A 6,285-nucleotide genomic window follows, 5' to 3' on the forward strand; every position below is an offset into this window, starting at 1 on the left:
AGGACAGAGCACTGTCCCCGGTCCCGGCAGCCGTGTCATGATCGCGCCCGGGCCAACGACACGTCAGGTCGTCCATCAACCGACACCACAGCCCGTCCCCGGACACCAGCCGTATCGGCACCGCCGCGACCGCCCCGGACTGCACCACCTCGCGACACGACTACACACCTTGGCTCCGCGCCGACATCGCCGTGTTGGAAGCAGCCCCGACTGGGGATAACCCCGGCCCGAGGTTTTCGGCGCTCACAGAGCCACTCAGGGCTTCTTGGGTGGTGGTGGGGGGCGCCGGTGGGGCAGCGGTGGGCATCAGGGGCCTTTCAGGCCTGGCCGGGGTGTCCGGCGGGGAGCGGTGCCGGTTCCAGGGCGAGATCTCGTGCAGTCCTGGACCCACGACGTCGCCCACACGATCGTCGCCCTATCCATGACCTTGATCAGCGGAAACGCCAACGCCGCTTCATCTACATTGGCTCCATTGGATACTATCCACTCTCTGGAAGCCTCATCCCAGGTTAACCGCACTTCTGCATCGCCTTCTGCCGCGCCAGAACATTTTACGTACACTGCACAGGCCGATGGCGACGCTTTACTCTTGAGAGTCTCCCCTGAGGTTAATTTTGCAAAACAGGGAGGGGCTATTGCTGTAAAAATTGGCGAAAATACTCTTGAGACTCTTCCATTAACAGTCTCACGCGGTAAGCGTGGCCTGACTCATCTGCGGTATGAATTTGTGTCGCCTTCAGTTGTTCGCGTAGCGCCGACCCTCGATACGCAGGACAGGCCAGGAGATAGCCCCGCCAACTATGGCTGGTGGAAGGACTGGGGGAAGTGCGCAGCTGGCATCGTTGGTGGAGCCAGTACCGGAGCAACAACCGGTGGACTCGGTGGCGCAGCGGTAGGGACAGTAACAGTCCCTATTCTCGGCTCCGTTCCTGGCGCCGCAGTTGGAGCTGCTGGCGGAGGCATCGGCGGAGGGCCCACCGGGGGCCGTGGCGGCTTGCTGACACAGAAAATTCAGCATGCAGAATGATGCTTCCGAACTTGGAATAGTGAAACGAATCTCTCTTGCTATGCTTGGAACCTGGCTTGGTGTAGCAATGTGGACGTGCACGCAGATCATTGTCGGAAATTTTTATATCTTGTGGAAACAGGGAATGTTCCGCATGCTACTCGGTTTAGCTCTCACTCTTACGGCCGTCTACACAGTTCGGAAACGTCGCCTCAAGAGAGGCCTGAGAGATGAGTAGCGCCCTGCGGTATTAGTTTGTCGACAGCCACAGCCACCCAGGCCTGTCCCCGAGAAGCGCCCGTTGACGGGAACTGGCGGCGCGAGGCGAATCGGGCTTGCCAGTTCCGGCAGTGGATCGCTTCGCCTCCGGGGGTCGGCGGCGAAGCCCGAGCTCCCGACCCTCGCTTGGCAACGTGTGTCAATGAGTCATTGACACACGTTGCCAAGCGAGACAACAGAACCGTCAACAACGCTTCTGCGGGGGTCAGGTTGAGCGGGGTGGAGCGCAGGGGCCGGCGACCCCGCACGAGGGCTCCATCCCGACCGCGGGGCCGGAGGTCGCCGGGGCCGACCGGGGCCCGGGCGGGTTCCGCGACGGGCGGGGCGATCGCGACCGGGCCGACGGTGCCGGGACGACCGCGCCCGGGGGCACCGGGGGGTGCCGCCCCGGCGGGCGCCGGTGGTGGTCTCCCGGACGGTGCCGCGCAACCCGGTACCGGACAGACCGGTGCGGGACAGACCGGTGCGGGTGGGCCGGGCGGGATGTTCGGCGGTGGTCCGGGGACCGAGCGGACCGGCCCGCAGGTCGTCGCGCTGCTGCGGGACGCGGGTCCGGCCCGCTGGGCCGCGGCGACGATCGGCTCCCAGGGCGCGGCGTCGATGATGCTCGCCGCGGGCGGGGACACCGCGGTCATGGCGATCGGCGGCTTCTCCGGCAGCGACCCCTCCCCCACCCTGGACCAGTTCCGGCAGTACGTCGCGAACGGCGACATCCGGTACTTCGTCAGCGGCGGCGAGCGTGGCCCCGGCGGCGGTCGCGGCGGCACCGGTGCGGAGATCACCGCCTGGGTCGCGCAGCACTACACCGCGACGACGGTCGACGGCACCACGGTCTACGACCTGTCCGCGCAGGCCCACTGACCGTCGTCGCCCGCCGAGTGGCACATCACGTACCCGTCACCGCTCGACGGCGCACGTGGTGTGCCACTCGGCCGCACCCCACTTTCGGCCACAGGAGAATGTCCGACGGCGCGCGCGGATGCTCCCGGCGCGCTCCGTTCGGCAGAGTGGGGGCCATGACCGCCACCGGCCCCCGCACCGGCGACCCCGGGCCCGGGATCCCGACCGACGCGCTGCCGCTCCCGTTGCGCCCACCCGCGAACCGGCTGGACCCTCGCGCGATCTGGTGGTGGCGGCTCTCGGCGGTGCCGGTCCCGCTCGTGCTGCTCGTCGGCCAGGTCGTCGCGTGGTTCCTGCTGCCCGCGGTCCCGTGGCACGGGCTGCTGATCGCGACCGGGGTGCTGACCGTGCTGTGGCTGCTGGTCGGGACGCTCGTCGTACCCGGTCTGCGGTACCGGCTGCACCGCTGGGAGGTGACCGAGGACGCCGTCTACACCCGGTCCGGCTGGCTGGTCCGGGAGTGGCGGATCGCGCCGATCCCCCGGGTGCAGACGGTCGACACCGAGCACGGGCCGCTGCAGCAAGCGCTGGGTCTGGCGACGGTCACCGTCACGACCGCGTCGGCCCACGGCCCGGTCCGCATCGCCGGGCTCGACGCCGAGGCCGCCGCCGAGCTCGCCCGACGGCTCACCGAGACGACCGGGCGGCACAGCGGGGACGCGACGTGACCGAGCCCGACGCACCCGCCGTGGGCACCGGCACGCCTCCCGACGAGGTCGAGTGGCGACGGCTGCCGGTCCAGATGCTGCTCGTCGGCCCGGCCACCGCGCTGCTGCGTCTGGCCCCCGCGCTGGTCGTGCTCGTCCTGTTCGGCGCGGGCAGCGGCAACTCGACCCAGGTCTGGATCGCGGGGGCGGCGGTCGTCGTCACCGTCGCGGCGGGTGTCGTGCGGTGGCGCACGACCCGCTACCGGATCACCGACGAGCGCGTCGAGCTGCACAGCGGGCTGCTGATCCGGCAGCGCCGCTCGGTGCCGCGGGACCGGATCCGCACCGTCGACCTCACCGCACCGCTGTTGCACCGGATCGTCGGGCTGTCGGTGGTGAAGGTCGGCTCCGGGCAGAGCAGGTCGGACGCGGGACTCGACCTCGACGCCGTCACCACCGACGAGGCCGAACGGCTGCGCCGCGAACTGCTCGCGCGGCCCGCCACGGCGGCCGGCCCGGCGACGGCCGCCGCCGGGACCGATCCCGGCGGGACCGGGACGGCGCCCGTCGGGGTCGACGGGAGGGATGCCGACGGGAACGGCTCCGCCGGCGGCCCGGCGGACCAGGAGGAGCCCGCGGGCGAGGAGCTCGACCGGATCGACTGGTCCTCGCTGCGCTACGCCCCGCTGACGGTCAGCTCGCTGGCCGCGATCGGCGCGCTGGCCGGCGCGGGCTGGAACCTGCTGAACGAGACCGGTCTCGACCCGCGCACGCTGCCCGGCGCCGACACCGTCGCCGGGGAGCTGGCGACGGCGCCGGTCTGGGCGACGGTGCTCGTCGCGGTCGGTGCACTGCTGCTGGTCATGGTCGTCGGCAGCATCGTGCTGTTCGTCGAACGCTGGTGGGACTACCGGCTCAGCCGCGAGCCCGACGGCACGCTGCGGGTGCGCCGCGGCCTGCTGACCAAGCGCTCGCTGTCGGTGTCCGAGCAGCGGCTGCGCGGGGTGACGGTGTCCGAGCCGCTGTTGGTGCGGGCCCTGGGTGGCGGCGCCCAGGCCGGGGCACTGGCCGTCGGACTGGCCGGCGACGACGCCGACTCCGGCAGCGGCGCGCTCGGCCCGCCGGTGCGCCGCGCGCACGCCCACGCGGTCGCCGCGACGGCCACCCGCGCGACCGGCCCGGTCACCGACGGCCCCCTGCGGGCGCACCCGCCGCGGGCCCGGACCCGGCGCCTGGTGCGCGCGGTCGGTCCCGCGCTCGTCCCGGCCGCCGCCCTCGGGGTGTTCGCCTGGTTCGACGCCGCGGTGTGGCCGGTCGTGATCAGCGCAACGCTGGTCCTGCTGGCCCTGCCGCTCGCGCTGGACCGCTACCGCGCCCTGGGCCACCGGCTCGACGAGCACTACCTCGTCGCCCGGCACGGGTCACTGCTGCGCACCACGACCGCGCTGCGCCGCGACGGCGTCATCGGCTGGCGGATGCGGCAGAGCCTGTTCCAGCGCCGCGCCGGGGTGCTGACGTTGGAGGCGACCACCGCCGCGGGCGGCGGCTCGGTGCAGGTGCTGGACCTGGACCCCGCCGACGCCGTCGCGCTCATGGCCGCGGTCACCCCGGACCCGGTCGCGCCGTTCCGGGTCCCGCCGCGGGTCAGCGACGCCGACGGGTCCCGAACAGACTGCGGGTGATCTCGCGGGTCACCGTGGTGGTGAGCTGACGACCGGTCGGTGACTGCAGGAAGTCCCCGATCGTGGAGAAGAACCCGCCGCCCGGCGAGTCCTGCGGCGGGGGCGGCGGGGCCTGGCCCGGCTCCGGAGCGGGCGCGGGCGCCCCGACCGGCGTCGCCTCGCCACCCGGCCCGGCCGCGATGCTCGCGGTGAGCTTCTCGTAGGCCGACTCGCGATCCACCATCTGTCCGTACTTCGCCTGCAACGGCGAGGCGGCGGCGTCGGCGCGGACGTCGTCGATGGGCAGGGCTGCCATCGACGAGCGCGGGGCCCGCAGTCGGGTCCAGGCGACCGGTGTGGGCGCGCCGCGCTCGGACAGCACCGTGACGATCGCCTCACCGGTGCCCAGCGAGGTCAGCGCCGACTCCAGGTCGTAGACCTCGGACTTCGGATAGGTCCGCACGGTGCGCGACAGTGCCTTCTGGTCGTCCGGGGTGAAGGCCCGCAGCGCGTGCTGGATCCGCGCGCCCAGCTGGGACAGCACCTCGTTCGGCACGTCGGTGGGCAGCTGGGTGCAGAAGAACACCCCGACGCCCTTGGACCGGATGAGCTTGACGGTCTGCTCGATGCGGTCGAGGAACGCCTTCGAGGCATCGGTGAACAGCAGATGCGCCTCGTCGAAGAAGAAGACCAGCTTGGGCCGGTCCAGGTCGCCCGCCTCGGGCAGCTCCTCGTACAGCTCGGCGAGCAGCCACATCAGGAACGTGGAGAACAGCACCGGGTTCGCGGCGCGTTCGGCCAGCTCCAGCAGGGTGACGACACCCTTCCCGTCGACCTGACGCATCAGATCCGCGGGGTCGAACTCGGGCTCGCCGAAGAACTCCGTGCCGCCCTGGGCCTCCAGGTTGACCAGCGCGCGCAGGATGACCCCGGCCGTCGCGGGGGAGACCCCGCCGATGCCCTTGAGATCGGCCTTGCCCTCGTCGGAGGTGAGGTGCTGGATGACCGCGCGCAGGTCCTTGGTGTCGAGCAGCGGCAGCCCGCGCTGGTCGGCCCAGTGGAAGATCAGGCCGAGAGTGGACTCCTGGGTGGCGTTGAGGCCGAGCACCTTCGCCAGCAGGATCGGGCCGAACTGGGTCAGCGTCGCCCGCACCGGGACGGCGACCCCGCCGTCGCCCAGGGACAGGAACTGCACCGGGTACGCGGTCGGGACCCAGTCGTCGCCGGTGTCGGTCGAGCGGGCGGTGACCTTGTCGTTCGGCTCGCCCGGCCGGGCCATGCCGGACAGGTCGCCCTTGACGTCGGCGAGCAGGACCGGGACCCCGGCGTCGGAGAGCTGCCCGGCCAGCGCCTGCAGCGTCTTCGTCTTGCCGGTGCCGGTCGCCCCGGCCACCAGGCCGTGCCGGTTGAGCGTCGCGAGCGGGATCCGGACCCTGGCCTGCGGGTCGCACACGCCGTCGACGAGGACGGTGCCGAGCTCCAGCGCGGCCCCGTCGGTGGCGTATCCGGCGGCGATGGTGCGAGCGGGTGTGTCGTCAGCCACGGCGCGAGCCTAGGGCACACCCCCGACGGTGGCGGGCGAGGCTCGCGCCCGTCGCACCGATGTCACCTAGGTGTGATGTCCAGGGAGGTTGTCCCGTCCGGGGGCGGTGAGTCTGGCTGACAGACGAAGGCCTCCGGTTGTGAAGTGGAGCTGTCTAGGAACCGCTTCACCCACCGGAGGCCTTCGTGTCCCACGCTAACGCCGCCCTGACCCCGCGCGCCCGGCTGCGGCTCGCTCAACTCGTCGTCG

The 6,285-nt window shown here is 71.6% G+C and carries 4 protein-coding genes; 3 read left to right on the top strand and 1 reads right to left on the bottom strand.

Annotation, left to right across the window (positions count from 1 at the left end; translation table 11 throughout):
• Positions 1 to 1,630 precede the first annotated feature (1,630 nt).
• The 3 genes from FVA95_RS26995 to FVA95_RS27005 all read left to right on the top strand — a co-directional run bounded on the left by FVA95_RS26995 (position 1,631) and on the right by FVA95_RS27005 (position 4,514).
• A complete protein-coding gene (locus FVA95_RS26995) occupies positions 1,631 to 2,146 on the top strand; it encodes a hypothetical protein (RefSeq protein ID WP_161992487.1) in 516 nt (171 codons plus the stop codon).
• Between the two features lie 155 nt (positions 2,147 to 2,301).
• Complete coding sequence (locus FVA95_RS27000; RefSeq protein ID WP_149666634.1) at positions 2,302 to 2,853, top strand: PH domain-containing protein; 552 nt, start codon at positions 2,302 to 2,304, stop codon at positions 2,851 to 2,853.
• Complete coding sequence (locus FVA95_RS27005; protein WP_149666635.1) at positions 2,850 to 4,514, top strand: PH domain-containing protein; 1,665 nt, start codon at positions 2,850 to 2,852, stop codon at positions 4,512 to 4,514. Before FVA95_RS27000 ends, FVA95_RS27005 begins: the two co-directional genes overlap by 4 nt.
• Here the strand turns inward: FVA95_RS27005 and FVA95_RS27010 are convergent.
• A complete protein-coding gene (locus FVA95_RS27010; RefSeq protein WP_149666636.1) occupies positions 4,477 to 6,036 on the bottom strand; it encodes a helicase HerA-like domain-containing protein in 1,560 nt (519 codons plus the stop codon). The two genes, FVA95_RS27005 and FVA95_RS27010, sit on opposite strands and share 38 nt — an antisense overlap.
• Between the last annotated feature and the right edge of the window lie 249 nt (positions 6,037 to 6,285).

The organism is Pseudonocardia sp. EV170527-09 (genome assembly GCF_008369905.1).
GTDB lineage: Bacteria > Actinomycetota > Actinomycetes > Mycobacteriales > Pseudonocardiaceae > Pseudonocardia.